The organism is Deinococcus sedimenti (assembly GCF_014648135.1).
Lineage (GTDB): Bacteria > Deinococcota > Deinococci > Deinococcales > Deinococcaceae > Deinococcus > Deinococcus sedimenti.
The window spans coordinates 40021-60657 of sequence record NZ_BMQN01000007.1 but is presented as its reverse complement, the minus strand read 5'-3'; the positions used below and the strand labels follow the sequence as shown (position 1 = coordinate 60657).

Below are 20637 nucleotides of genomic sequence, written 5' to 3'. Positions count from 1 at the left end.
CCCGGATAGGGTCTTTGCAGCCTCTTTCCGAGCGAAGCGAGCAGGAGAGAACCGGGTTCCGGGCGTGCAGTGTGCCACCCGGTGCATGGGCAGAGCCGACGAAACCGACGGAGTGCGTATGACCGTCAGGCCAGGATGGGCTCTGTCTGTTCCTCGTACTGGCGGGCCTGGAGGGCCCACAGGTCGGCGTACTCGCCGCCACGCGCGAGGAGGGCGGCGTGGGTGCCGTCCTCGATGATCTGTCCGGCTTTCATGACGAGGACCCGGTCGGCCATCAGGACGCTGCCGAGGCGGTGCGTGACGAGCAGCGTGGTGCGGCCGCGTGCCAGGGCGGCGAAGGTGTCGAAGACTTCGGCCTCGCTGCGGGGGTCGAGGGCGGCGGTGGGTTCGTCGAGGATCAGCACGCGGGCGCCTCTGTACAGGGCGCGGGCGGTGGCGAGCTTCTGCCACTGCCCGCCGGAGAGGTCCGCGCCGCCGAACGCCTGCCCCAGGCGGGTGTTGAGCGTGCGGGTGCCCGTCAGGACGGTGTTCAGGCCGCTGCCCTGCACGGCGGCGTTCATTCGGGTGTCGTCCTGCGCCTGTCCCAGGAGGATGTTCTCGCGCAGCGTCCATTCGAAGCGGGCGAAGTCCTGGAACACGGCGGCGACGCCCGAGCGCCAGTCGTTCAGGTCGAGGTCGCGCAGGTCGGTCTGCGCCGCGCCCATGCCGATCAGGATGCGCCCGGCGGTGGGGTCGTAGTACCGCAGGAGCAGTTTGATCAGGGTGCTCTTGCCCGCGCCGTTCTCCCCGACGATGGCGACGGTCTGCCCGGCGGGGATGGTCAGGGTCACGTCCCGCAGCGCGGGCGGCTGGTCGCGGTACGCGAAGCTCACGTTCTCCAGCGTGATCGTGCCGTCGGCGGGCATGGGCTGGGGCCGGGCGGGGCTCTGCACGCCGCCCGGGGCGTTCAGGAACGCGTCCAGCTTGGCGAACCAGCTCAGGTGCTGCGTGCCGATACTTCCCATCTCGGCCAGGCCGCTCAGTTCCTGCCGCAGGGCGGCCAGCGCCGTGACGACCAGCGCCACGCTGCCCGCCCCGACCCGCCCGGCCTGCGCCTGCGCGACCACGAACGCGAACAGACCCCCGGTGACCAGCAGGGACAGCGCCTCGAAGGGCAGCAGCGCCAGCAGGCCGCGCGTGCGCTGGGCGCGCAGGGTGTTCTGGTACGCGCGGGTGCGGGTCAGCGCCTCGCGTTGCAGGTGCGGGGCGAGGCCGTACAGCCGGACCTCCTTGGCGTACTCGTGCCGCAGCGCCACGCGCGACAGGTAGTTCACCTCGCGCGCCTCGGGAGTCCGCTGGATGAACAGACTCCAGCCCAGCCGGTAGAACTGCATCTGCCGGGACATCAGCGGCAGCAGCCCCGCCACGACCACCAGCGGCACCCACCACCCGACCAGCAGCAGGGTGGCCGCCACGCTGATCGCCGCCACGACGTTCCGCAGGGCGTACACCAGCGTGGACAGCAGGTTCAGCGGGCGGTGACTCGCGCCGTCCTGCAGCACCTCGATGTCGTCGTGGAACTGCGGGTCTTCCAGCACGTCCAGGCCCTGCAATTCGGTCATGCGGCGCATCAGGCGCTGGTTCACGTGCAGGGTGTAGCCGTCGGCGGCGACGCCCTGCATGACCTGCGTGACGGTCGCCGTGACCTGCGTCAGCAGCGCCACGCCCGCCCACGCGCCCGCCAGCGCCGTCAGGTTCACGCTCTGCCCGGCCAGCAGGCCACTCACGCCGTCCACCGTCCACTTCCCGATCAATATGGTCACGGCGGGCAGCGCGCCCTGCGCCGCCCCGCTCAGGAACAGGCCCGCCGTGATCAGCGGCTGGGCGCGCCACAGGTCCGGCAGGGTCAGGCGCAGCGTGCGCCACAGGTCACGGGCAGGCGGGGAAGCACTCGTCATGGGTGGCCCGCAGCCTACGGGAACGCACTCGGGGCGCGGGCCGCAGGTGCGCTTGACGAGCCTGGGCTCAGCGCCCGGGTTTCTCCAGGCGTACGACCAGCATGGGTTCGCGGTGCGCGGTCACCTCGCCGCGCCCGTCCAGGATCAACCCTGCGGCCTGCTGCTGCGCGGCGTCCAGGGTCGCGGCGTGGCCCCGCAGCGCCGCCACCGTGTCGGGCGTGCAGCCGCTCTGGGCGGTCCACCAGCCGAAGGGCAGTTCGTACGGCACGATCTCGTGCGCGGCCCAGGTGAAGCCCGCCGCGCCGCTCAGGGCCTGCCACGCCGATACGGGGCGCTGCGCGTGGTGGCTGGGGTCCCGCAGCCGCTGGTACGTGTCCGTCCAAGTCTGAAGCTCCGGGGTGGGGCTGATCTGGTCGGCGATCACCAGCCGCCCGCCGGGCCGCAGGACCCGCCACGCCTCGGCCAGGAAGCGGTCCAGGTGCGCGAAGTGGTGGGGAGCGTGCCGGGACGTGACGAGCGTGAAGGTGCCGTCGGGAAAGGGCAGGGCCTCGGCGTTCCCGGACCGGAAGGTGGCGTTGTCCAGCCCCTCCCGCTCGGCCCGCTCGCGGGCGTGGGTCAGCATGGCGTCCGCGACGTCCACGCCGGTCACGTCCTGCACGTGGGGGGCCAGGGCCAGCGCGGTGTTGCCGGTGCCAGTCGCCACGTCCAGCGCCCGGTCCCCCGGGCCCGGCGCGGCCAGGCGCAGCAGGACGGGCAGGCTGGGTCCGGCGCGGTGGACCTCGCTGGTGGCGTAGCGGTCGGCGTGGGCGTTGAACTGCGCGGCGCTGCGGTCGGTCATGTCCGCATGGTGCGCCCGCGCGGGCCCGGCGCGCTAATCACGTGGGCCGGGTGGGGGTATAACGGATGCTGATGGCTTCGCTGGAGCTGTTCCGGGTGTTCGTGGCGGTGTACCGCGCGGGCAGCGTGAGCGGCGCGGCCCGCGAGCGGCACCTGACGTAGCCCGCCGTGAGCGCGCAGATCGCGGCGCTGGAGGCCCGGGTGGGCGAGCCGCTGTTCCGCCGTACGCCGCGCGGCATGCAACCGACCGGGCGCGGCCAGCTGCTGTACGCGCAGGTGGCCCCCGGCGTGGACCAGCTGCACGCCGCCGACCGGACCCTGCGGGGCCGCGGGCCCGGGACGGTGCCGCTGCGGCTGGGCGGCCCGGCCGACGTGCTGCGCGTGCTCCTCCCGGCCCTGACCGGCGGGGCTCAGGCGGGTGTTCCCGGTCCGCTGCACCTGAGCGTCACGGCGGACGCCGCGGGTCTGGCGGGGCTGCGCGAGGGCAGTCTGGACGCCGTCCTCGCGGCGCGCGTGCCCGACGACCGCGCGCTGCTGGGCACGCCGGTCGCGGACGTGCCGTTCACGCTGATCGTCCCGGGCGGCTGGGAGGCGGCGCCGACCAACCGGGCGGCGCTGGGCGCGTGGCTGAACGCCCGCCCGTGGGTGAGTTACAGCGCCGAGCTGCCCACCACCCGCCGCTGCTTCACCGGCGATCTGGGCGTGCGCTTCGCGGCGCGGCCCGCGCTGACCGTACCGGACCTCACGGCGGTCGTGCAGGCCGTCGGGCTGGGCGTGGGGGCCAGTCTGGTGCCCCGCTGGGCGGCGCTGGACGCCCTGACAGCCAGGCAGGTGACCGAGGTGACGGGCGTGGGCGGCGCGGTGGGGACCGCCCGCTGGACCCTGCTGACCCGCGTGGCTGACGGGGACCGCCCGGACCTGCGGGCTCTGGTGGGGGCGCTCTCGGACCGGGCGGCGGCGCTGGGCGTCAGTTCAGGGTCTTGAGGTACGCCTGTAGGTCGGCGATCTGCGCGTCGCTGAGCTGCGCCTCGCCGAAGCGGGGCATGGTGGCCGACAGTTCGCGGTCCGGGGTCTGGCCCTCACGCAGGGCAGTGCTGAACTGCGCCAGCGTCCAGCTTTTGGGACCGTCCGCCGTCACGAGGCTCGGGCCGATATTCCCCTGACCGTTCGCACCGTGGCACCCGGCGCAGTTCCCGGTGTACACCGTCTGCCCGGCCTCGGCGTTCCCGGCGGCCTCCTCCGCGCCGGTCTGGGCTTCACCCGCGCTGCCGGTCGTCTCGCCTGCAGGTGTCGCATCGCTGCCTTCACTCTTGCCCGCGTCGGCGGGGCCGTTCTCGTTGGCGTTGGCGGGCGCGGTGCTGGCGGGCGTGGCCTCGGCGGGTTTGCCCATCATCTGGGGCGTGGCGATCAGCAGGCCCGCGCCCAGCACGACGCCCAGCGTGGCGCCCAGCGCCCAGGAGGCCGCGCTGCCCCGCACCCACGGGTGGCGGAGAGCTGGGCGCGGGGCGTCGCGGCGGTCCGGGTGTCTGGTCATGCGCGGAGCATACCGCCCGGTCAGGCGGGCGGAAATCCCGCGCTGCATGAGCGATCCTTCATGCAGCGCACGCCCTCACAGCAGCGGGGCGGGTGGGGCGGCGCGGGCCTCGTCGGGCCACCACTGCCGCGTGGCGAGGTCGCAGCGGCCGTCCTGAAAGGACACGCCCTCGGCCATCAGCAGGCGTTCCTGCATGTCCCCGAACCCGACCTTGTGGGTGCTGACGCGGCCCTGCGCGTTGATCACCCGCTGCCAGGGCAGGTCCGACCCGCCCACCAGGGAGTTCAGCACGAAGCCGACCTGCCGGGCTGCGCCGGGATTCCCGGCGAGCAGGGCCAGCTGTCCGTAGGTCATGACGCGGCCCTCGGGGATACGGGCCACCAGGGCCAGAACACGCTCGCGGAAGCCGGGGGAGGGATCGGGGCTGGTCGTGCCGGGGCTGGTCATGCGGGTATTCTCGCAGGCGTGCCCGGGGCAGCGCACGCGGCGGTGACGTGGCGGGTCAGCGTTTGGCGGCGGTGGCGGCCGACTCGCCGGTACCGTCGGCGGTGACGCCACTGACGAGTGCCTCGCGGATGCCCTGCGCGATGCCCAGCGCCACGCGGTCCAGGTAGTTGCTGTCCTGCAGGTTCTGCCCGTCGACCGGGTGGCTGGCGAAGCCGATCTCGACCAGCGCGGCGGGCACGCGGCTGTTGCGCAGCACGCTCAGCGACTGGGTGTTCTTCAGGCCCTTGTCGAACGCGCCGGTCTGCTGCACCATCTGATTCTGCAGCAGGGCGGCCAGGGCGCTGCTGCGCGCGTGGTTGGGATTCCACCACGTCTCGATGCCGTAACCGCGCAGGGCGGCGGAGGCGTCCAGGGCGTTGACGTGAATGCTGACGAACAGCGCGGTGCCGGGGGTGCCCATCGCGGCGCGCAGTTGCAGGTCCGTGTTCTTCACGGGGTGCAGTTCGCGGTCGCTGTCGCGGGTCAGGACGACGTCCACGCCCGCCGCGCTGAGCAGGTCCCGCACGCGCAGCGCCACGGCCAGCGTGACCTGCTTTTCCACGACCGCTCCGACGGCGCCGGGGTCCTTCCCGCCGTGGCCGGGGTCGAGGACCACGCGGGGTTTCACGAGGCTGGTGCTCAGTGCCAGCAGTGCGGTGGGCCGCGCGGCGAACTGCGGCGCGACGGCCTGCACCTGCCGTTCCGTGCTGCTCAGGGGCGTGCGGTCGGCCAGGGCGGGGGACAGGTCGATGGCCAGGCGGGCCAGGTCGCCTCCGGCGGGAGGCAGTAGCTGGGCGCGCCAGCCGCTGCGGGCGGTGGTGCGGCCGGTGGTGCTGAGGATCACGGTGCCGCCGGCGGCGCTGGGCGCGTAGGTCCAGCCGCGCAGTTCAGGACTGACGCTGCTGGCCTGCTGGGCGGCCATGGTCACGCCGGTCAGCGTGATGCTCAGTCCGCCCGCGCCCGGCGCGATGCGGTAACTGCTGCCCGGGGGCAGGTCCAGCACGACGCGGGTCTGGCCGGGGCTCCTGCCCAGGCGCGGTTCGTTCAGCAGGGCCACCCGGGCGGGGCCGGGGACGCTGCCCTGCAGGGCGCTGGGCTGCGCGGGGTTGGCGTCCGGCAGGCTGGGGGCAGGCAGGGGGACGCTGCTGCTGACCTGATCGCCGGGGGGGAGGTTGCCGGGCAGCGGGGCGTTCAGGACGCTCTGCGCGGCGGGGCTGGTGGGGGCGGTGGCGAGCACCTGGCCGCGCACGCTGCTGCCCGCGCCGCCGCTGACGCCGGGGCCGAGTTCCAGGATCAGGACGCGCTTGCCGGTGGCGAGGCTGGCCTCGCTGGCGCGCCAGCCGTCGCTGGGGGCGAGCGGGTAGGGGGTGATCAGGGTGGCCTGCCCGGCTCCGGCGCGGTACTCGCTGACGCTGGCGCCGAGTTTCGCCGTGACGGCGGGCTGCACGCGGGCGCCCTGGATGTCGAGGCGCAGGCCGGCGAAGGTGGGGGTCAGGGAGTACGTGACGCCGGCGGGCAGGTCGAACACGACGCGGGTGACGCTGCCCTGGCTGCTCACGCGGGGCGAGCCGAAGGTAGCGTCGGTGGAGGCGATAGGAGGGGTGGCCGGGGCGAGGGACGGCAGGTTGACGCCGGGAGCGCCGGGCGTGAAGGGCAGGGTGGTCTGCGCGTGGACGCTGCAGGCACCCAGGAACAGCAGGCCGGATGAGAGCAGGATGGCTGTTCGCTTCATGTGTCTTTTACTGTACGGGACAGCAGTGAGAACTCCGGGTCAGTCCTCATGGGGGTGTCGTCAGCCAAAAGGGTGATGAGGACGGCATTCTCCGTGACCCTGTCTCATCTTCAGTGGAGGCCTGCCTGTCCTGCATGAGGACGTGTGCGGTTGTTCACGCCCTGAGCGGCCCGGACCGGCGCATCGGCACTCCGCCGATGGTTTACATTGCAAAGTATAGTAGAATCAACAGCATGACTACCCCACAGATCTCGTCCGCCCCGGACCGCCTGCGCGTGGACATCTGGTCCGACGTCGCCTGCCCCTGGTGCTACATCGGCAAGCGACGCTTCGAACAGGCCCTCGCCCAGTTCTCCCACCGCGATCAGGTCGAGGTGACCTGGCACGCCTTCGAACTCGACCCCGCAGCGCCCGCCGAACACCCCCTGAGCATGCGCGACGCCCTCGCGAAGAAATACGGCCGCACACCAGAGGACGCGCAGGGCATGATGGACCACGTCACCCGCACCGCCGCCGACGAGGGTCTGGAGTACCGCTTCGACCGCGCCCGCCTGGGTAACACCTTCTCCGCGCACCAGCTCATCCACCACGCCGCGCAGCACGGCAAGCAGGACGCCATGAAGGAACGCCTGCTGCGCGCCTACATGAGCGACGGAGACCTCGTCAGCGACCTGGACACCCTGGTCCGCCTCGCGCAGGAGGTCGGTCTGGACGGCCCCGAGGTCCGCGCCGCGCTGCTGGGCGGCCACCACGCCCACGCCGTCCGTCAGGACGAGGCGCAGGCCCAGGCCCTGGGCATCAGCGGCGTGCCCTTCTTCGTGCTGGGCGGCAAGTACGGCGTCAGCGGCGCACAGGACCCCCAGACCCTGCTGGGCGCCCTGACCCAGGTGTGGCAGGAAACCCACCCCGCGCCCCTCCAGATGATCGGGACCGAATCCCCCGCCGACGGCTGCGAGGACGGCCAGTGCGCCGTCCCCGAACGCCCCTGACCCAGGAACGTAGAGGCCCCCGGCTCACGAGTCCGGGGGCATTGTTCGCGTGACGTTCAGGCCGGGTCGGGTGTCAGCTGCCCGCTGGGCGCCGGGCTGTCCTCGGGCCGCGGGCTGAGCTCCACGGGCGGCAGGGTGCCCCCGCCCAGCACGGTCTGCAACTCCTCGCCGCTGAGGCTCTCTCGGGCCACCAGCTCGTCGGTCAGGCGGTGCAGGATGTGCGCGTGTTCGGTCAGCAGGGTCATGGCCCGCTCGAACTGCCCGTTCAGGATGCGGCTGACCTCCGCGTCGATCCGCTCGGCGGTGTGGTCGCTGTACACGCCCTGCTGCGGCCCGAACCCCAGGTAGCTGCCGCTCTCCTGCGCCAGCGCCAGCTGCCCCACGTCGCTCATGCCCCACTCGGTCACCATGCGCCGCGCCAGCCCGGTCGCCTGCTGGAAATCGTTCGCGGCGCCCGTCGTGACCTGACCGGTCGCGACCTGCTCGGCCGCGTGTCCGGCCAGCGCCACGCAGATGCGGTCCAGCAGCGCCGCCCGCGTGTAGTGCATGCGGTCCTCCGGGGTGTACAGCGCGCTGCCCAGGCTGCGTCCACGCGGCACGACCGTCAGCTTGTGCGCCTTGTCCGCATGCGGCAGCAGCTGGGCGGCGAGGGCGTGGCCGACTTCGTGGTAGGCGGTGACCTTACGGTCCGCTTCCCGGACGACCATGCTGCGGCGTTCGGGTCCCATCAGCACCCGGTCCCGCGCCTCGTCCACATCCCGCGCGGTAATGCGGGTCCGTCCCGACCTCGCCGCGAGCAGCGCAGCCTCGTTCAGCAGGTTCTCCAGGTCAGCCCCGACCATCCCGGCGGTGCGCCGGGCGATGACGCTCAGGTCCACGCTGGCGTCCAGGGGTTTCTTCCGGGCGTGGATCCGCAGGATCATCTCGCGTCCCCGCACGTCGGGGGCGTCCACGACGACTTGCCGGTCAAAGCGTCCGGGCCGCAGCAGCGCAGCGTCGAGGACGTCGGGGCGGTTGGTGGCGGCCAGGATGATGACCTCCTGCCCGCTGCCGAACCCGTCCATCTCGACGAGGAGCTGATTTAAAGTCTGTTCGCGTTCGTCGTTGCCGCCCTGCATGTTCATGCCGCGTTTTCTACCGACGGCGTCGATCTCGTCGATGAAGACGATGCAGGGGGCACTCTTGCGGGCCTGTTCGAACAGGTCGCGGACCCTCGCGGCACCGACGCCGACGAACATCTCCACGAAGTCGCTGCCGGAGATGCTGAAGTACGGGACGCGGGCTTCACCAGCGACGGCTTTGGCCAGGAGGGTCTTGCCGCTGCCGGGAGGGCCGACGAGGAGGACGCCGTGGGGGATGCGGGCGCCGAGCTGGTGGTAGCGGTCGGGGTGGCGGAGGAAGTCGACGACTTCCTGGAGGTCGGCTTTGGCTTCGTCGCAGCCGGCGACGTCGCCGAAGGTGAGTTTGATCTGCCCATCGCTGATCACCGCCGCCCGTGACCGCCCGAAACTGGACGCCGCGTCCGCCCCGCCCCCCTGACGGCTGCGGGTCAGCAGGACCACCAGTCCCACGATCAGCGCCAGGGTCAGCAGCAGACTCAGCGCGCCCAGCACGCTCAGGCGGGGCGGCGAGCCGTAGGACACGTTCACGTCCTGCGCCTGCAGGGCCTCCAGATTCAACAGCGGATCCGCCGCGAGCGTCCGCGTGCGGTACGGTCCGCCCTCCAGCTGCCCGGTCACGACCGCCGTGCCGTTCTGGAAGGTGATCGTCGCGGTTCTCACCTGCCCGCCACTCAGCGCCTTCCCGAAGGCCGTGACGTCCAGCTCTCCGCTCTGCGCACGCGGCCACAGCACCCACGTCAGCAGCAGCGCCGCGGCCACCCCCCCAGCCACCCACAGCCAAGTCCTGCGCGTCATGCCCCAGTCTAAGCCGCCCACCGGGCCGCCAACTGCAACGCCGCCCGGCATCCGCTCCGCCTGCCCCCGCCGGGGGTTCACTTCATGCAGCCCTCAGAAACACCGGCGCGGGGCAGACGTCCGTCAGGTTCAGCGGGCATACTCTACCGGTGTTGTCCGCCCGCCCCCCCCACCCCACCCGTTCCCGCCGGTCACGCTTCCGAACGGCCCTGCTCGGCACCCTGAGTCTCCTGACGCCGCCCCTGACGGGCGGCGCGTTGCCGCTGGCCCTCACCCTGGGCGCCGCGCACGCCGCGCAGCCCAGCCTGGGGTCCGTGCAGCTCACCTTCACCGTCGATGACCTCGACGTGTACGTGAACGGCGCCCCGCAGCGCTGGCAGAGCCCACCCCGCAACATCGGCGGGCGCACCATGCTGCCCCTGCGCGAAACGGCCGCGCTGCTCGGCCAGCCCCTGCTGGGCAGCAGCGGACAGCTACAACTGGCCCGCCTGACCATCGACACGCGGCGGGGCGCGGCCTCGCTGGGCGGCGCCCCGCAACCTGCCGGGACGGTCGCCAGCATCGGCGCCGTGGCGTACGTCAGCGCCCGCACCCTCGCGGACGCCCTGAACGCCAACCTGACCGGCGACGACCGCAGTTTCACGCTGACCGCCCTGCGTGACGGCGGGAACCCCATGAGCCCGCAGGCGCGCTTCAGCACCGACAAGAACGTGTACGCGCCCGGCGAACGCGTCGTGTACACCGAGTACCCCTTCGACCCGGACGGCGCGGACATCACCGCCCGCCGCTGGACGGGCCGCCAGGACGTGTACTTCCAGCCCGGCACGTACACCGTCACCCTGACCGTCACGAACAGCCGCGGCCTGCAGAGCCAGCCCTTCACCCGCACCATCCGCGTGGAGGGCCAGCCCATCGACACGCCCCTCACGTACGCCCTGAAGTACGCGCAGCCCGGCGACGCCTTCCCCGACCCGCAGATCCTGACCTACCCGGCCGCGCTGATCAGCCCGCAGGCCGGCCCCAGCTACCCGCTGCTGTTCAGTGACAGCCCCGAGGTGCCCGACCAGAGCGGCATCCTGTACCAGGACAGCGTCACGGGCCGCGCGCGCCTGCTCGGGTACCACCTCAACGGCCTGGGCCGCCCCGCGCGCCTGTACGTCCTGGCCCGCAACCTCGAGAGCCGCCCCGTCGAGGTCCGCAGCGAACGCCTGGGCGAGACCGCCCCCACCCGCATCGAGAGCATCCTGGGGCAGGTGACGCTGCTGGAGTACTTCGCATCCGCGGGCGGCACCACCCTGACCCTCTCGCCCGGGCAGGCGGCCGCCGTGTACGCCAGCCCCACCCTGAGCCTGGGCAGCGGCGTGAACGTCATGCAGGACCTGAGTACCAGCGGCCGGGTCGAACTGACCTACGTGATGCTCGAAGACGCCCTGCCCCCCACCCCGCAGGTCATCCAGCAGTTGCCGTACCTGAAACCCGACGGCCGCCACACCCGCGGCACCTTCCCGGACGCGGTGCGCACCCTGCGCGTCACGCTGGGCGCCCTGCCCACCCGCCTGATCATCGGGGACGGCCGCGTGGACCCCGCCGTGACCGGCACCGACGCCCTGACCGGGCAGGCCGTGCGGCTCAGCGGCAACTACGGCGTCCTGTACGACCTGGAAGTGAACGGGACCGCCGGGACCGCCGTGGCCCTCAGCCCCCGGGGCGGCCTGTACCGGGGCGCCATGAACATCCAGGACGGCCCGATCACGCAGACCATCAAGCTGCCCCGCACCGGCAACGCCCTGAAACCCGACGAGCCGGTCCTGCTGTGGCGCGCGCAGAGCGACCGCCTGAACATCGACTTCGTGCCCAGCAGCGGCAGCAACCTGCCCATCAGCCTCGTGTTCTACCGCACCGGCCGCGTGGGTGGGGAGGGTGGCGTCATCAAGACCTACCGCCCCTGACCGGGACAGGAAGAGGGGAGGGGGACCGCGTGGGTTTCCCTCCCTTTTCGCGGTGACGGGTCAGGCCGGATGCGCCGAGAGCCAGTCCAGTACGTCCCGCGCACTGCGGTCCGGCGGGAACACCGGGTAGAAGACGTGCTCGATCACGCCGTCCCGCACGATCAAGGTCACGCGCCGCAGCAGGTCCTCGCCGCCCGCGCGGAAGGTCGGCAGGTGCAGTTCCTGACGGACCGCGCCCCCCGAGTCGGACAGCAGCGGAAACGGCAGGTGCAGCCGCGCGGCCGCCTCCCGCTGATACGCCGTGTCCTGCACGCTCAGCCCGAACACCCGCGCGCCCGCCGCACGCAGCTCCGCGTGATGATCCCGGAACGCGCACGACTGCGGTGTGCAGCCCCGCGCCCCTGGAATCACGTCCCAGCCCTCCGGCATGGCCTGGTCCGGCCGCGCCGTCCTCGGGTACGCGTACACCACCGTCCGCCCCGTCAGGACCGACAGGTCATGGGCCACGCCGTCCGTGCCGGGCAGCGCCTGCGCGGGCCAGCGCAGGCCGGGCAGGTGCGTACACGCCCCGTCATCAGTGGGGACGGGCAGATCAGCCGGGAGGACGTGCGGGTCGGTCATGCCCGGCAGGATAGGGAAAACGCCACCCCCGGTCGGTGGGGGCGGCGTTCAGAGGTCGGTGGTTACGCGCCGACGAGCGCTTTTTCCCAGCCGAAGACGGCCTGGTCGTCCACGGCGAGGCTCTCGTTCCCGGCCTTGATGGTCGCGGCGAGGGCCTTGGTTTCGGGGAACAGCTTGGCGAAGTAGAACTTGGCGGTCTGGACCTTGCTGAGGTAGAAGCCGTCCTTGTCCTGCCCGGCGTCGATCCTGTCCTGGGCGGTCTTGGCCATGCGGGCCCACAGGTAGCCGTACACGACGTGCCCGAAATAGCGCAGGTAGTCGACGGCGGCGGCGTTGACCTCGTCGGCTCCGCCTTCCTGCATGGCTTTCTGGCCGATGACCATGGTCAGGCTGCCGAGCTGCTGCGCGGCCTTGCCGAGCTGGTTGACGTAGTCGCCGATGTGCTCGTCGCCTTCGTGCTCCTCGGCGAATTCCTGGAGGGTCGCGGCGAGTTTCTGGAGTTTCTTGCCGCCGTCCATCAGGACCTTGCGGCCCAGCAGGTCGAGTGCCTGGATGCCGTTGGTGCCTTCGTAGATCTGGCCGATGCGGGCGTCACGGACGAACTGCTCCATGCCCCATTCCTTGATGTAACCGTGACCACCGAAGACCTGCTGGCTCTGCACGGCGATGTTGAAGCCGTTGTCGGTCATGAAGGCCTTGGCGATGGGGGTGAGCAGCGCGACGAGCTCGGCGGCTTCCTTGCGGGCCTTCTCGTCGGTGTGGTGGTGTTCCGTATCCAGGCTCAGGGCCAGCCACATGGCCAGGGCGCGTCCGGCTTCGGTGTAGGCCTTGCCGGTCAGGAGCATGCGGCGCACGTCGGGGTGCACGATGATCGGGTCGGCCTGCTCGCCGGGGTTCACGCGGGGTTCGTGGCGCATCTGGGTGCGGTCCTTGGCGTAGGTCAGGGCGTTCTGGTACGCGACTTCCCCGAGGCCGAGGCCCTGCAGGCCGGTGCCGAGGCGGGCGGCGTTCATCATGATGAACATGTGGTTCATGCCCTTGTTGATCTCGCCGACCAGCCAGCCCTTGGCGCCGTCGAAGTTCAGCACGGCGGTGGCGTTGCCGTTGATGCCCATCTTGTGTTCGAGGCTGCCGCAGATCATGCTGTTGCGCTCGCCGGGTTTGCCGTCCGCGGTGGGGATGTACTTGGGCACAAGGAACAGGCTGATGCCCTTGGTGCCCTGAGGGCTGCCGTCCAGGCGGGCCAGCACGAGGTGCAGGATGTTGTCGGCCATGTCGTGCTCGCCGGCGCTGATGAAGATCTTCGTGCCGGTGATGGCGTAGGTGCCGTCGCCGTTGTCGCTGGCCTTGGTGCGGATGATGCCCAGGTCGGTGCCGGCGTGGGGTTCGGTGAGGCACATGGTGCCGGTCCACTCGCCGCTGACGAGTTTGGGCAGGTACAGGTCCTTGAGTTCCTGGCTGCCGACGGCGTGCAGGGCGCTGTACGCGCCGTGCGAGAGGCCGGGGTACATGCTCCAGGCGACGTTGGCGCTGTTCATCATCTCGACCAGCACGTTGCTGATCAGGTGGGGCATGCCCTGACCGCCGTAGTTGGGGTCGGCGTCCAGCGCGGGCCAGCCGGCGTCACGGTACTTCCTGTACGCGGCCTTGAAGCCGGTGGGGGTGGTGACCTCGCCGTCGTCGTGGCGGACGCAGCCCTCGCGGTCGCCGACGACGTTCAGGGGGACCAGTTCGGTCTCCACGAAGCGGGCGGCCTCGTCAAGCACCTGCTCGAGCAGGTCGCGGTCGGCGGTGTCGTTCTGGGCGTAGTAGGGCATCTGGGCCAGCTGCTCGGGGGCGCCGAGCAGTTCGTTCATCAGGAACTTGATGTCGCGCAGGGGGGCCTTGTAGGTCGGCATTCTGTGTCCTCCTTGGTGGGGTTCGTCCGCTGGTGGACACAACCCGGCACTGTTAGTTGAACCGAGTATAAAACTTTTTGGAGTGAATGTCATGTGGGGCAGCTTGCGATTGGCCAACCCGACACCGCCACATGGGGGACAAACCCGCCGCATGCGGTCCCGGCGCGACTTTTCGGGTATGGTGTGAAGAATCATGAACTACCCAAGCCTGGTCTGGCACCTCAAGCGAACGGAGCTCTTCGCCGACCTTGAACTTGCCGAACTGGAACGGGTCGCAGCCACCACGCCCTACCGCTCCTACCAGCCCGGCGAGGTCATCTACCGCATGGACGACCCCGCCGACGCCCTGTACTTCGTGCGCAGCGGCCTCGTCAAGATCAGCAAGCTCTTCCCCAACGGCAAGGAAGCCATCCTGGGCGTCATCGGCCAGCACGACACCTTCGGCGAACTGCTGCTGCAACCCGAGGAACGCCGCCCCACCCAGGCCGAAGCCCTCGAGCGCACCACCCTGATCGTCCTGCCCCGCGTGGAACTGCAGAAACTCCTGGCCACCAAGCCCGAACTGGCCATGAAACTCATCCGCCTGATGGCCGCCCGCCTGTTCGAGGCGCAGTCCTGGACCGCCACCGTCAGCGCCTACAGCGCCCCCGAACGCGTCGCCAGCCTGCTGTACCGCCTCGCGCGGGAATTCGGCCGCCCGCACAGTCAGGGCGTCGAACTGAACCTGAAACTCAACCAGGAAGACATCGCCCGCATGGTCGGCGCCACCCGCGAGACCGTCAGCCACAGCCTGGGCAAACTGAAACAGGAAGGCGCGATCGTCCGCGCCCGCACGCCCATCATCGTGCGCCTGGACGCCCTGAAGCAGTACATCGAACAGGGCAACTGACCCTCACTCACCTGCGCCGCCTTCCGGGGCGGCGCTTTACTATGCTGCCCGCATGCCCCTGATCCGCGCCGCCACGCCCGCCGACGCCCCCGGCATCGCCGCCGTTCACGTGCAGAGCTGGCGGGACACGTACGCGGACCTGATGCCCGCCGACTTCCTGGCGCGCATGACCAGCCCCGAGACGCAGGCCCGGCGGGAGGTGTTCTGGCAGGGCAACATCGGGGCCGGGCAGGACGTGGTGCTCGTGGCCGAGGACGCCTCCGGAATCGTGGCCTTCGCGTCCGCCGGGGTCCCGCGTGACCACCCGGGCTTCGACGCGGAACTCTTCACCCTCTACAGCCTGAAAGCCGCTCAGGGCGCAGGAACGGGCCGGGCCCTGCTGCGCCAGATCGCGCAGGCCATGCGGGCGCGCGGCGCGGCCAGCCTCGCCCTGTGGGTGCTCGACACCAACCCCACCCGACACTGGTACGCCCGCCAGGGCGCCCACGAGTGCGGCGAGAAGACCGAGGGTGACCTGCGCGAGATCCGCATGGGCTGGCGCGACCTGACCGCCCTGTAGACGGGGAGGCGGGACGCGGTCTGGAGGGGATCGGTGACACACCCAGCGCGTCCCCTCCTTACCGCCTGAGTTTGCGGGCGGCCTCGTCGGGGGTGATCTCGCCGCGCTCCAGGCTGGCGAGCACGTCCGCCTGCGGGTCGGCCTGCTCGGGCTCGTACCCGATGGCGCGCAGCAGCGTGTCGAAGCGCGCCCGCACCGTGGGGTAGCTGAGGCCCAGGACCCGCTCAACCTCCTTCAGGTTGCCGCGCACGCGGATGTACAGCCGCAGGAACTCCAGGTTGTCCGGCGTGAGGACCGCGAACTCGTTCAGTTCGAACACGCCGCGCACCGTCACGCCACTGGTGGGGAAGCGCAGCTCGGTCACCAGCGGGGACTCGGTCTCGTCGGGGAAGGGGAGGGGCAGGGGCCGCATCCTCCCACTGTACGCCCCGCCCCTCGCTCCTCAGCGAACGCGGGTCACGAGTCGCGTCTCCGGGTCCGGCTGGTGCTCCAGACGCAGGATCGGCGCGTCCGGGTACTCGGCGTACAGGCCCTCGCCCCATTCGATCACGCTGACGCGACTGCCGCGCACCAATTCGTCGAGGTCCATCTCGAACAGTTCCTGCACGTCCCGCACGCGGTACGCGTCCACGTGCAGCACCTGACCGCCCGGCGCGGGGTACACGTTCATCAGCGCGTACGTGGGACTCGTGACCGGCTCCGTGAAGCCGTAGGCCCCCACCAGTCCCTGCGTGAGGCTGGTCTTCCCGGCGCCCAGTTCGCCCTCCAGGAACAGCACGCCCCCCGGCGGGAGCGCCCCGGCCAGCGCCACGCCGAGTGAATGTTGTTCACTCAGGCCGCTCAGCACGCGGGACTCGCCGGGACCCAGGGGCAGGGGAGAGGTGACGCTCATGCGCCCAGTATCGCGCAGCCGCGCGGGGGTTACTCGCGCCAGATCGCCCAGTGGTTGTCCAGCGCGTCCATCTGCTCGGGCGTGCGGCCCCCCTGGCGGATCAGGCTCATGACCTGCCCGCGGTGGTGGCTGTCGTGCACGATGGTGTGCATCAGGAAGTGCGCCGGGTCGCTCTGGTACGTGCCCTCGTTCCAGGGGTCCGCGAAGGGCTCGCCGGACGCGCGGTGCGCCTCCACAGCTTTGATGGCGGCGGCGTCGCCGGCCGCCAGCGCCTCGGGCAGGGCGGTCGCGGGGGCGTTCGCCCAGCGCCACTGCGGATCGCCATCGGCGTCCAGTTCATCCGGGTTGAGCAGCGGCATGGCGTGGTCGCGGCTCATGTTCCACAGCCAGCCCACCCGGAAGGTCGCCATATGGCGCAGGTGCCGCTCGACGGTCCACCCGCCGCGCCCGTCGGTCAGGGCGAACTCCTCGGGGGTCAGGGCAGCGATCAGGGTGTCGTTCACGCGGGCGTTGCGGCGGAAGGATTCAAGCAGCAGGGTCAGGTCGGTCATGCGGTCTCCTCGGACAGGGAAAGGGGGTGTCGCCAGATGGCCCAGGCGGCCTCCAGGGCGTCCAGACGCTCCGAAGAGGCGCCGGCGTGGCGCAGCAGGGTGACGATCTGTCCCCGGTGACCGGCGTCGTGCACGGTCATGTACGTCAGGAACAGGGCCGGGCGGGTGTGGAAGGTGCCCACGCCGTGCGGATCGGCGAACGGGGTGCCGCTCGCCGCGTACGCCCGCACGGCCTGAAGGGCGGCCTCGTCCCCGACCCGCAGCATGGCACGCAGCCGGGCGGGGTCGGTGGTGTGCCAGCGCCAGGGATCAGTGCCGCCGGTCAGGGCCAGCGTGGACGCGGCGAACTCGGGCGCCATCTCCAGCAGCCATCCGCCGCGAGACGCGCCCATGTGCGAGAGCATCCGCGCGACGGTCATGCCGCCCCGCCCGTCCGAGACGCTCAGGTCGTCCGGGGTCAGGTGGTCCAGCAGGAACTCGTTCACGCGGGCGTTCAGCGCGAAGGCCTCCAGCGTCAGGGTCAGGTCGGTCATGGGGTCTCCGGAGGGTCATACGGACTCCGATTGAATGGCTTATAAAGCCATTCAATCCGAGCGGAGCGAGTAGGAGCAAAACGGGTTCCGGACGTGGAGTTGGCAACCCGGCGCTGTCCCGGGTTGTTAACGAAACAAACGGAATCCGTATCAGGGCAGCTGGCAGCGGATGCCCCTGGTGGGTCGCTGTGGCACGGGGCGGACCGGGGGCGGCGTGGGCGTGGGGGAAGCGGCGGGGGTCATGCGTCCTCCGGGGGTGGGTTCACGAAGGCGGCGGCAGACCGTCCGGTCTCCAGCGCGGGCAGATAGAACAGCAGGTCCAGCTGCGGCGGTTTCACGCCCTGGGTGCGGAGCAGCGTGGCGATCTGCGCCGTGTGCCGCACCTCGTGCAGCAGGACGTGCCAGACCAGTCCGCTCAGCGTGAACTGCCGGTGACCCTCGGGCCAGTCGTCCAGCGTGACGGTGCGTTCCAGGTCAGCGTCCGTCAGGCGGCCGAGGTACGCGCGGGTGTCCGTCTCGACCGCCTGCCAGTACGCGGCGATGGCGTCCACACTGAGGGTCGTGTCGGGTCCAGCGGCGCCCGCCTGGATGTCCGGGAAGCGGTCCTGCACCATCGGGAGGCCCTGGAAGTCCCCGTGGATCCAGCCGTCCTCGACCTCGGCCGTGTGGACCAGCAGGTCGAGGATAGAGTGGAAGCGCTCGCCGCGCAGCAGGGAGAGGCGCAGCATGTCGTCCGGCGCGGCGCGCAGCGTGCTCAGCAGGTCGCGCCGCGCCTGGGTCAGGTGGTCGTACAGCGTGGATGGGTTCATGCGTCTCCGGGGGTGCGGTTCCAGAAGTCCGGCGGGGTGAGGCCCAGCAGGCGCAGGTACGTCATGCCCTGCGCGCGGTGGTGAATCTCGTTGTCCACCGAGCCCAGCGCGGCGTTCAGCAGCAGCATCTCGCCCCAGGGCAGCGTGTGCGTCTCGCCCAGCCGGGTGTCCGGCAGTCCCCTCAGCTCGCGCAGGCGGGCGGTGCCCTCGTCCAGCGCGGCCAGGAGGGCCGCCGGGTCCGGGCCCGGGTCGTCCCAGCTGGGGGCGTCCCACGCGCCGTCCAGCAGGCCTCGCAGGACGTAGCTGCTCTGGCCGACCACCTCCCACAGCATCTCCCCGAAGGGGCGCGGGCGTGTAGGTGAACAGCGCGTCTGGCGGAAAGGTCATCAGGACGCGGCGGGTCAGGGCGCGGTGGCCCAGCCAGTGGTCGGCCAGCTGCGCCGGGGGCAGCGACGGGATGGGGGCGCGCGGCACGGCTCAGCGCTCGTAGAAGGCGGGTGGTTCGATCCCCAGGGCGCGCAGGGAGACGTACCCCTGGGCGCGGTGGTGGATTTCGTTGTCCACGGCGTAGATCGCGGCGACCCAGCCGGGCATCTCGCCCCACGGCAGCGCGTGCATGCCCGTGAAGAAGGCGGGGTCGGTGTGCGGGCCGTGCTGCTCCAGTTCGGCGCTCACCTGATCCCAGGCGGCCAGCAGGCTGGTCTTCTCGGTCGGTCCGGCACTCCAGTCGGGTTCGGGCCACTCGCCGGTGCGCATGGCGGTGACGGTCATGGCGTCCACGAGGTGGATCTCGGTGGCCTGCGCGCCGAAGGGCCGCATGCCGCCCAGGCTGAACGTGAACAGCTGATCGTCGGGGAAGGCCTCGATGACGCGGCGGGTCAGGGCGCGGTGCCCCTGCCAGTGAGCGATGAAGTCGGGAATGGACAGGGCGGGAGACACGGCGGGGACGGACGCGGCGGGTGCGGTCATGGTGGAACCTCCTGGGGTTGAATCTGCCCCCAGCGTAACGCGGATTCCCGTCAGGATGTGACGTCAATTCCAGTTACCCTGAAGGCATGTACGACCCGAGCATGCGGGTACTGACCGTGCTGGAACTCCTCCAGGCCCACGAGGAAGTCAGCGGGGCCGACCTCGCCCGCCGCCTGGAGGTCAGCCCCCGCACCGTGCAGCGCTACGTCGCCCGCCTGCAGGACCTCGGGATTCCGGTCGAGGGCCGCCGGGGCGTGGGCGGCGCCTACCGCCTGAAAGCCGGGTTCCGCCTGCCGCCGCTGATGTTCACGCCGGAGGAGGCGTTGGCCGCCGCGCTGGGCCTGCGCACCCTGCGGCACCTGGGCCTGCACGCCCTGGCCCCCGCCGCCGAGGCGGCCAGCGCGAAGCTGTCGCGCAGCCTCCCGCACGACCTGCGCGCCGACATGCTGGCGCTGGAGGGCAGCGTGCAGTTCGACACCGGCCCCTGGGTCGCCCCGACCGACGCCCAGCTACTGGCCGCGCTGCTGCGCGCCGTGCGGGACGCCTGCACCGTCACCTTCACGTATGCCGCTCCCGACGCTCCCGAGACCCGCCGCGATGCGGACGTGCACCGCGTGGTTCACCTGGAGGGCCGCTGGTACGCCGTCGCGCACTGCCACCTGCGCGCGGCGCGCCGGTCGTTCCGGCTGGACCGCATGAGCGCCCTGACCGTGCAGGCCCGCCACTTCACCCCTGAACCCGACTTCGACGCCGCCGCGTACCTGCGCTCCACGCTGCGCGCCCCGAAACCCACCTACGCCATCAGCGTGTGGCTCGACTGCCCCCCGGAGGACCTGCGCGGCCGGGTGTCCACCTGGGGCACGGAGGTGCGCCCCGACGCGCACGGCACGCGCCTGACCACCACCCGCGAGGGCCTGAGCGGCTTCGCGGCGTTCCTGCTGGGCCTGGACTGCGACTTCCGCGTGGACAGCCCCCCGGAACTGCGCGCCGAGTTCGCCCGGCTGGCTGAGCGCTGCGCCGCGCACACGGACTCCGCCACGTCCAGCCTCCCCGGCGCCCCGTACACTGGGGCATGACCCCCACCAACGAGGACCTCGCGCAGGGGAAGGCGTACACGGCGCCCGGCATCACGGTCTACTACGACGCCCGGCGCTGCCTGCACGTCGCCAACTGCGTGCGTGGGCTGCCCGACGTGTTCGACCCGAAGGCCCGCCCGTGGATCCAGCCCGCCAACGCCGGGGCCGACGCGGTCGCGGCGGTCGTCCGCACCTGCCCCACCGGGGCGCTGCACTACGTCCTGGATGGACAGGAGGCCGAGATGCCCGACGAGACCACCACCATCACCCCCACGCCCGACGGCCCCCTGATGATCAAAGGAAACCTCGTGATCGACACGCCCGGCGGCGAGAGGAAGGACGTGCGGGCCGCGCTGTGCCGCTGCGGGCAGAGCGGCAACAAACCCTACTGCGACGGCACGCACGCGAAGGTCGGCTGGACCAGCGGCGAGGCGGGCGACCGCTGAGGCTGGGACGATTT

Annotated in this window: 22 protein-coding genes and 1 pseudogene; 8 read left to right on the top strand and 15 right to left on the bottom strand. The window is 71.4% G+C overall.

The features are described 5' to 3' along the window. Positions 1–125 precede the first annotated feature (125 nt). Positions 126–1937 carry an ABC transporter ATP-binding protein gene (locus IEY69_RS13965; RefSeq protein ID WP_189073765.1) on the bottom strand — a complete coding sequence of 604 codons (1812 nt, stop codon included), beginning with the start codon at positions 1935–1937 and terminating at the stop codon, positions 126–128. Positions 1938–2004: 67 nt separating this feature from the next. Continuing rightward, complete coding sequence (locus IEY69_RS13960) at positions 2005–2775, bottom strand: class I SAM-dependent methyltransferase (protein ID WP_189073764.1); 771 nt, start codon at positions 2773–2775, stop codon at positions 2005–2007. Positions 2776–2846: 71 nt separating this feature from the next. Here IEY69_RS13960 and IEY69_RS13955 point away from each other — a divergent pair, with 71 nt between their 5' ends. After that, on the top strand, positions 2847–2936 hold the full coding sequence (locus IEY69_RS13955) for a helix-turn-helix domain-containing protein (protein ID WP_189073763.1): 90 nt from the start codon (positions 2847–2849) through the stop codon (positions 2934–2936). Between the two features lie 6 nt (positions 2937–2942). Further along, positions 2943–3758 carry a LysR family transcriptional regulator gene (locus IEY69_RS13950; RefSeq protein WP_189073762.1) on the top strand — a complete coding sequence of 272 codons (816 nt, stop codon included), beginning with the start codon at positions 2943–2945 and terminating at the stop codon, positions 3756–3758. Here IEY69_RS13950 and IEY69_RS13945 read toward each other — a convergent pair. The 3 genes from IEY69_RS13945 to IEY69_RS13935 form a co-directional block, all read right to left on the bottom strand. Beyond that, complete coding sequence (locus IEY69_RS13945; RefSeq protein WP_189073761.1) at positions 3742–4308, bottom strand: c-type cytochrome; 567 nt, start codon at positions 4306–4308, stop codon at positions 3742–3744. The two genes, IEY69_RS13950 and IEY69_RS13945, sit on opposite strands and share 17 nt — an antisense overlap. Positions 4309–4383: 75 nt before the next feature. Next, positions 4384–4755, bottom strand: a complete 372-nt coding sequence (locus IEY69_RS13940) for an MGMT family protein (protein ID WP_189073760.1) — start codon at positions 4753–4755, stop codon at positions 4384–4386. Between the two features lie 55 nt (positions 4756–4810). Beyond that, positions 4811–6526: an N-acetylmuramoyl-L-alanine amidase gene (locus tag IEY69_RS13935; protein WP_189073759.1), complete on the bottom strand. Its 1716-nt coding sequence runs from the start codon at positions 6524–6526 to the stop codon at positions 4811–4813. A 233-nt stretch (positions 6527–6759) separates the two neighbouring features. Here IEY69_RS13935 and IEY69_RS13930 point away from each other — a divergent pair, with 233 nt between their 5' ends. Beyond that, positions 6760–7515: a DsbA family oxidoreductase gene (locus IEY69_RS13930; RefSeq protein ID WP_189073758.1), complete on the top strand. Its 756-nt coding sequence runs from the start codon at positions 6760–6762 to the stop codon at positions 7513–7515. Between the two features lie 56 nt (positions 7516–7571). Here the strand turns inward: IEY69_RS13930 and ftsH are convergent, their stop codons facing one another. Beyond that, complete coding sequence (ftsH, locus tag IEY69_RS13925; RefSeq protein ID WP_189073757.1) at positions 7572–9431, bottom strand: ATP-dependent zinc metalloprotease FtsH; 1860 nt, start codon at positions 9429–9431, stop codon at positions 7572–7574. A gap of 263 nt (positions 9432–9694) precedes the next feature. On the opposite strand from ftsH, the gene IEY69_RS13920 reads away from it, so the two are divergent. Further along, positions 9695–11380, top strand: coding sequence for a copper amine oxidase N-terminal domain-containing protein (locus IEY69_RS13920; RefSeq protein ID WP_373291052.1), 1686 nt, complete (start codon positions 9695–9697; stop codon positions 11378–11380). A 60-nt stretch (positions 11381–11440) separates the two neighbouring features. Here IEY69_RS13920 and IEY69_RS13915 read toward each other — a convergent pair whose 3' ends face one another. Further along, the gene (locus tag IEY69_RS13915; protein ID WP_189073756.1) at positions 11441–12001 is read right to left on the bottom strand and encodes a peroxiredoxin; all 561 of its coding nucleotides are present in this window, start codon (positions 11999–12001) and stop codon (positions 11441–11443) included. A gap of 62 nt (positions 12002–12063) precedes the next feature. After that, a complete protein-coding gene (locus IEY69_RS13910) occupies positions 12064–13899 on the bottom strand; it encodes an acyl-CoA dehydrogenase C-terminal domain-containing protein (protein ID WP_189073755.1) in 1836 nt (611 codons plus the stop codon). A gap of 193 nt (positions 13900–14092) precedes the next feature. On the opposite strand from IEY69_RS13910, the gene IEY69_RS13905 reads away from it, so the two are divergent. Both IEY69_RS13905 and IEY69_RS13900 read left to right on the top strand, forming a co-directional pair. Next, a complete protein-coding gene (locus IEY69_RS13905; RefSeq protein ID WP_189073754.1) occupies positions 14093–14788 on the top strand; it encodes a Crp/Fnr family transcriptional regulator in 696 nt (231 codons plus the stop codon). Between the two features lie 52 nt (positions 14789–14840). Then, entirely contained in the window at positions 14841–15347 is a 507-nt protein-coding gene (locus IEY69_RS13900; protein ID WP_189073753.1) for a GNAT family N-acetyltransferase, read from the top strand. A 58-nt stretch (positions 15348–15405) separates the two neighbouring features. Here IEY69_RS13900 and IEY69_RS13895 read toward each other — a convergent pair whose 3' ends face one another. The 7 genes and pseudogenes from IEY69_RS13895 to IEY69_RS13865 form a co-directional block, all read right to left on the bottom strand. Further along, on the bottom strand, positions 15406–15759 hold the full coding sequence (locus IEY69_RS13895) for a DUF2089 domain-containing protein (protein ID WP_189069008.1): 354 nt from the start codon (positions 15757–15759) through the stop codon (positions 15406–15408). Between the two features lie 30 nt (positions 15760–15789). Continuing rightward, entirely contained in the window at positions 15790–16239 is a 450-nt protein-coding gene (gene tsaE, locus IEY69_RS13890) for a tRNA (adenosine(37)-N6)-threonylcarbamoyltransferase complex ATPase subunit type 1 TsaE (RefSeq protein WP_189073752.1), read from the bottom strand. Between the two features lie 29 nt (positions 16240–16268). Further along, positions 16269–16790, bottom strand: coding sequence for a DinB family protein (locus IEY69_RS13885; RefSeq protein ID WP_189073751.1), 522 nt, complete (start codon positions 16788–16790; stop codon positions 16269–16271). Then, a complete protein-coding gene (locus IEY69_RS13880; RefSeq protein ID WP_189073750.1) occupies positions 16787–17323 on the bottom strand; it encodes a DinB family protein in 537 nt (178 codons plus the stop codon). Before IEY69_RS13880 ends, IEY69_RS13885 begins: the two co-directional genes overlap by 4 nt. 239 nt (positions 17324–17562) lie before the next feature. Continuing rightward, positions 17563–18132, bottom strand: a complete 570-nt coding sequence (locus tag IEY69_RS13875) for a DinB family protein (protein WP_189073749.1) — start codon at positions 18130–18132, stop codon at positions 17563–17565. Then, positions 18129–18467, bottom strand: a pseudogene (locus IEY69_RS13870) (DinB family protein); the annotation flags it as partial. The pseudogene IEY69_RS13870 and the gene IEY69_RS13875, both read right to left, overlap by 4 nt. Before the next feature lie 142 nt (positions 18468–18609). Then, the gene (locus tag IEY69_RS13865; protein ID WP_189073748.1) at positions 18610–19101 is read right to left on the bottom strand and encodes a DinB family protein; all 492 of its coding nucleotides are present in this window, start codon (positions 19099–19101) and stop codon (positions 18610–18612) included. Between the two features lie 86 nt (positions 19102–19187). Here IEY69_RS13865 and IEY69_RS13860 point away from each other — a divergent pair, with 86 nt between their 5' ends. Both IEY69_RS13860 and IEY69_RS13855 read left to right on the top strand, forming a co-directional pair. Then, positions 19188–20177, top strand: a complete 990-nt coding sequence (locus IEY69_RS13860; RefSeq protein WP_189073747.1) for a helix-turn-helix transcriptional regulator — start codon at positions 19188–19190, stop codon at positions 20175–20177. Then, on the top strand, positions 20174–20623 hold the full coding sequence (locus IEY69_RS13855) for a (4Fe-4S)-binding protein (RefSeq protein ID WP_189073746.1): 450 nt from the start codon (positions 20174–20176) through the stop codon (positions 20621–20623). The genes IEY69_RS13860 and IEY69_RS13855 overlap by 4 nt, the downstream gene beginning before the upstream one ends. Positions 20624–20637 lie beyond the last annotated feature (14 nt).

Bases quoted from the DNA above. Each gene is read 5' to 3' on its own strand.
- IEY69_RS13930 (WP_189073758.1), top strand. From the start codon at position 6,760: ATGACTACCCCACAGATCTCGTCCGCCCCGGACCGCCTGCGCGTGGAC.
- IEY69_RS13940 (WP_189073760.1), bottom strand. From the start codon at position 4,755: ATGACCAGCCCCGGCACGACCAGCCCCGATCCCTCCCCCGGCTTCCGC.
- IEY69_RS13875 (WP_189073749.1), bottom strand. From the start codon at position 18,132: ATGAACCCATCCACGCTGTACGACCACCTGACCCAGGCGCGGCGCGAC.
- IEY69_RS13895 (WP_189069008.1), bottom strand. From the start codon at position 15,759: ATGCGGCCCCTGCCCCTCCCCTTCCCCGACGAGACCGAGTCCCCGCTG.
- ftsH (WP_189073757.1), bottom strand. From the start codon at position 9,431: ATGACGCGCAGGACTTGGCTGTGGGTGGCTGGGGGGGTGGCCGCGGCG.
- IEY69_RS13885 (WP_189073751.1), bottom strand. From the start codon at position 16,790: ATGACCGACCTGACCCTGCTGCTTGAATCCTTCCGCCGCAACGCCCGC.
- IEY69_RS13915 (WP_189073756.1), bottom strand. From the start codon at position 12,001: ATGACCGACCCGCACGTCCTCCCGGCTGATCTGCCCGTCCCCACTGAT.
- IEY69_RS13955 (WP_189073763.1), top strand. From the start codon at position 2,847: ATGGCTTCGCTGGAGCTGTTCCGGGTGTTCGTGGCGGTGTACCGCGCG.
- IEY69_RS13965 (WP_189073765.1), bottom strand. From the start codon at position 1,937: ATGACGAGTGCTTCCCCGCCTGCCCGTGACCTGTGGCGCACGCTGCGC.
- IEY69_RS13860 (WP_189073747.1), top strand. From the start codon at position 19,188: ATGTACGACCCGAGCATGCGGGTACTGACCGTGCTGGAACTCCTCCAG.
- IEY69_RS13935 (WP_189073759.1), bottom strand. From the start codon at position 6,526: ATGAAGCGAACAGCCATCCTGCTCTCATCCGGCCTGCTGTTCCTGGGT.
- IEY69_RS13960 (WP_189073764.1), bottom strand. From the start codon at position 2,775: ATGACCGACCGCAGCGCCGCGCAGTTCAACGCCCACGCCGACCGCTAC.
- tsaE (WP_189073752.1), bottom strand. From the start codon at position 16,239: ATGAGCGTCACCTCTCCCCTGCCCCTGGGTCCCGGCGAGTCCCGCGTG.
- IEY69_RS13905 (WP_189073754.1), top strand. From the start codon at position 14,093: ATGAACTACCCAAGCCTGGTCTGGCACCTCAAGCGAACGGAGCTCTTC.
- IEY69_RS13900 (WP_189073753.1), top strand. From the start codon at position 14,841: ATGCCCCTGATCCGCGCCGCCACGCCCGCCGACGCCCCCGGCATCGCC.
- IEY69_RS13880 (WP_189073750.1), bottom strand. From the start codon at position 17,323: ATGACCGACCTGACCCTGACGCTGGAGGCCTTCGCGCTGAACGCCCGC.
- IEY69_RS13855 (WP_189073746.1), top strand. From the start codon at position 20,174: ATGACCCCCACCAACGAGGACCTCGCGCAGGGGAAGGCGTACACGGCG.
- IEY69_RS13910 (WP_189073755.1), bottom strand. From the start codon at position 13,899: ATGCCGACCTACAAGGCCCCCCTGCGCGACATCAAGTTCCTGATGAAC.
- IEY69_RS13865 (WP_189073748.1), bottom strand. From the start codon at position 19,101: ATGACCGCACCCGCCGCGTCCGTCCCCGCCGTGTCTCCCGCCCTGTCC.
- IEY69_RS13945 (WP_189073761.1), bottom strand. From the start codon at position 4,308: ATGACCAGACACCCGGACCGCCGCGACGCCCCGCGCCCAGCTCTCCGC.